The sequence below is a fragment of the Pseudomonas agronomica genome (genome assembly GCF_025917275.1).
GTDB lineage: Bacteria > Pseudomonadota > Gammaproteobacteria > Pseudomonadales > Pseudomonadaceae > Aquipseudomonas > Aquipseudomonas agronomica.
Map to the genome: position 1 here is coordinate 1 of NZ_JAOSHO010000470.1, position 3,818 is coordinate 3,818.

General features: G+C 62.3%; 4 protein-coding genes. All 4 read left to right on the plus strand.

The features are described 5' to 3' along the window. Positions 1-123: 123 nt before the first annotated feature. The 4 genes from OC610_RS22855 to OC610_RS22870 all read left to right on the plus strand — a co-directional run bounded on the left by OC610_RS22855 (position 124) and on the right by OC610_RS22870 (position 3,772). Positions 124-1,254 carry a PepSY-associated TM helix domain-containing protein gene (locus tag OC610_RS22855; RefSeq protein ID WP_264431010.1) on the plus strand — a complete coding sequence of 377 codons (1,131 nt, stop codon included), beginning with the start codon at positions 124-126 and terminating at the stop codon, positions 1,252-1,254. Further along, complete coding sequence (locus OC610_RS22860) at positions 1,251-1,433, plus strand: hypothetical protein (protein WP_264431012.1); 183 nt, start codon at positions 1,251-1,253, stop codon at positions 1,431-1,433. Before OC610_RS22855 ends, OC610_RS22860 begins: the two co-directional genes overlap by 4 nt. A 336-nt stretch (positions 1,434-1,769) precedes the next feature. After that, entirely contained in the window at positions 1,770-3,068 is a 1,299-nt protein-coding gene (locus OC610_RS22865) for an MFS transporter (protein ID WP_264431015.1), read from the plus strand. A gap of 74 nt (positions 3,069-3,142) precedes the next feature. Next, on the plus strand, positions 3,143-3,772 hold the full coding sequence (locus tag OC610_RS22870; RefSeq protein ID WP_264431018.1) for a glutathione S-transferase: 630 nt from the start codon (positions 3,143-3,145) through the stop codon (positions 3,770-3,772). Positions 3,773-3,818 lie beyond the last annotated feature (46 nt).

Below are 3,818 nucleotides of genomic sequence, written 5' to 3' on the forward strand. Positions count from 1 at the left end.
AGCGGTCCCAAGCTTTTTGGGGCTGCTACGCAGCCCAGCGGGAGCAAGCTCCCTCGCCACAATGAGTACCCGCCAAGCGAACCGCGCTATTACTACAGGTGCCCTTTTGCATTCGGACCGATCATGAAAAGCAAAACCATCCGCCGCTGGTCCTTCGTCCACACCTGGACCAGCCTGATCTGCACAGTGTTCCTGCTGATGCTGGCGATCACTGGCTTGCCGCTGATTTTCCATCACGAAATCGAGCATCTGCTGGGCGACGCCCCGGAATTTCGGGAAATGCCGGCCGGCACGCCGCCGCTGGACCTTGCCCAACTGGTGGAAAAAGCCAAGGCCCATCGCCCGGGCGAGGTGGTCCAGTATTTTGGCTGGGACGAGGACGACCCCAACGGCATCATCACCATCATGGCGCCGACGCCGGGCACCGAACCCAACTCATCCCACACGTTCATGCTCGATGCGCGCACCGGCGAAGCCCTCGAAATGCCTTCGGCCAACGGCGGCTTCATGATGGTCATGCTGCGCCTGCACGTAGATATGTTCGCTGGCTTGCCGGGCAAGTTGCTACTGGCGTTCATGGGTTTGCTGTTCGTGATCGCCATCGTCTCCGGCGTGGTGCTGTATTTACCATTCATGCGCCGCTTGAAATTCGCCACGGTGCGCCAGGACAAATCCACACGCCTGCGCTGGCTCGACCTGCACAACCTGATCGGCGTCGTCACGCTGGTGTGGGCGCTGACCGTTGGCGTCACCGGCGTGATCGCCGCCTGCGCCGACTTGATCATCGCCGCGTGGCGCAACGACAGCCTCAGCGCCATGGTCGAACCCTACCGCAACGCCCCGCCATTGACCGAACTGGCACCGGCAACCCGCTTGCTGGACATCGCCAAGGACGTCGCGCCTGGCATGGAGCCGAGCTTCATCGCGTTCCCCGGCACGCTGTTTTCCAGCGAACACCATTACAGCGTGTTCATGAAAGGCAGCACCCACCTGACCTCCCATCTGCTGACGCCGGTGCTGATCGACGCCAGCACCCTGGACGTCACCGCCGTGGCCGAACGGCCGTGGTACATGGACATGATGAGCCTGTCCCTGCCGCTGCATTTCGGTGACTACGGCGGCCGACCGATGCAGATTTTCTGGGCGACCCTGGATGTGCTGACCATCATTGTCCTGGGCAGTGGCGTCTACCTGTGGGTTGTTCGGCGCAAGGCCGCCAAGCGCGCGACCGTCGGCGCTGAGGCCACGTCGTGAGGCCTCGGCAGTCGAATTTCTGGAAAGTATTCGGGATCCCCGGCGCCATCGGCGTGCTTTGCGCCGCCGGACTGTTCAGCGCCTTGCTCGGCGATGGCATGTGGGACGCCGTGAGCTGGGTCGGGTTGGGGATACCCTCCGTGCTGGCAACGTGGGGACTGATCCCGCGCCGCCGATGATGACGGGCGTCAGAAACCTCTCTGACGCCCGCCTCCTGCCTACGTCATACGACGACAACCTCCGCGATGGCGATTGTCGGCCACGCATTCTCTGACATATTTATTGACAAATTAATCCTTGCACTCTTATAAAGGCCATAGTTGTACGACAACCTACAACACAACCTAACAACAATATTTGAGTGAAAGGCGAAATGACCCGCAGTCGATCAGCCTCCGAAATCTTCACCTCCCGCCGCTTCCTGACGTATATCGCCCGCGCCGTCGCCGGCTGACGTCCTCTCGCAGCCATGCTGCACCCAAACACCAAATCCAAAAATAATTGATGGTGAAGTGATGAAAATCAAAGGCATCCGCTGGTGGATGGTCGGCCTGGTCACGGCCGGCCTGATGGTCAACTACCTGGCTCGAAACACCCTTTCCGTGGCGGCTCCGACGCTGATGAGCGAAATGAGCATCTCCACCGAGCAATACTCCCATATCGTCGTCGCCTGGCAGGTCTGTTACGCCCTGATGCAACCGGTCGCCGGCTACATCATTGATGCCATCGGCACCAAGATGGGCTTCGCCATTTTCGCCTTCGCCTGGTCTATCGCTTGCGCCGCAGCGGCAATGGCCTCTGGTTGGCAGGGCCTGGCGTTTTTCCGCGGGCTGCTTGGCCTGACGGAAGCCGCCGGGTTGCCGGCCGCGGTGAAGACGTCTACCGAATGGTTCCCGGCCAAGGAACGCTCGGTGGCGATCGGCTGGTTCAACATCGGTTCCTCGATCGGCGCCGTGCTGGCGCCGCCGCTGGTGGTCTGGGCGATCCTGAACAGTGGCTGGGAACTGGCATTCCTGATCGTTGGCGGCCTGGGCGTAGCCTGGACGTTCCTCTGGCTGGTTTTCTACAAGCACCCGCGTGACCAGAAGCTGCTGGGCGACGCCGAGCGTGATTACATCCTCAGCGGCCAGGAAGCCCACTTCCAAGACCCGACGCCGAAAAAAGGCAGCTGGAAACGCATCATCGCGAGCCGCAACTTCTACGCCATCGCCAGCGCCCGGATCCTCTCCGAGCCGGCTTGGCAGACGTTCAACGCCTGGATCCCGCTGTACTTGATGACCGAGCGGCACATGAACATCAAGGAGATCGCGATGTTCGCCTGGCTGCCCTTCCTGGCCGCCGACCTTGGCTGCGTATTGGGTGGCTACCTGAGTCCATTCTTCCATAAGTACTGCAAGGTGTCGCTGTTCACGTCCCGCAAAATGGTGCTGCTGTTTGGCGCCTCCTGCATGATCGGCCCGGCCTGCATCGGCCTGGTCGCCAGTCCGTACGCGGCCATCGCTCTGCTCTGTGTCGGCGGTTTCGCCCACCAGACGCTGTCCGGTGCGCTGTATGCCATCACTTCAGACTCCTTTGGCAAGAACGAAGTCGCCACCGCGACCGGCATGGGTGGGATGTTCGGTTACCTGGGCGCTGCCGCCTTCACGCTGTTGTTCGGCGTGATGGTGACGAAGATCGGCTACAGCCCGCTGTTCGTGCTGCTGGCGATCTTCGACGTGGTGGCTGCGTTCATCGTCTGGACTGTTGCCCGGGAACTCAAGCATCAGCCGACAACGCCGCAGCCCGACGCGCCAGCGCTGCAACCTGCAGCCTGATGCACGACGCGACCGGGCCACTTTGGGCTCGGTCGCGCTATGCTGCCCGACACGCCCCTGATCGAGACGTCACCATGTCCACCGCCAGCATGACCCTGTTCCACAACCCCGCGTCCCCCTTCGTCCGCAAGGTCCTGGTGTTGCTGCACGAGACCGGCCAACAAGACCGCGTGGCGTTGCAACTGAGCCAACTCACGCCGGTCAAGCCGGACCGGGCGCTGATCGATGACAACCCATTGAGCAAGATCCCGGCCCTGCGCCTGGCCAACGGGACGGTGATCCATGACAGCCGTGTGATCCTTGACTACCTCGACCACCAGCACGTCGGCAACCCGCTGATCCCGCGGGATGGTGCGGCACGCTGGCGGCGCCTGACCCTGGCTTCCCTGGCCGATGGGATCATGGACGCGGCCGTGATGATCCGCTACGAGACCGCGCTGCGTCCTGCGGAAAAACACTGGGCCGAATGGCTCGATGCACAACGGGACAAGATTCGCCGCGCCGTGGGCCTGCTCGAGGCCGAGGCGATTGCCGAACTGGCGAGCCATTTCGACATCGCCGCCATCAGCGTCGCCTGTGCCCTGGGTTACCTGGACCTGCGCCACCCGGACCTGGAATGGCGCAAGGCCAATCCGCAGTTGGCGGCGTGGTTTGCCGAGGTGAGCTTGCGGCCTTCAATGGCCGAGACGGTGCCCAGGGTTTAGTTTTGCATTGACTGATCCGGCCTCATCGCGAGCAAGCTCGCTCCCA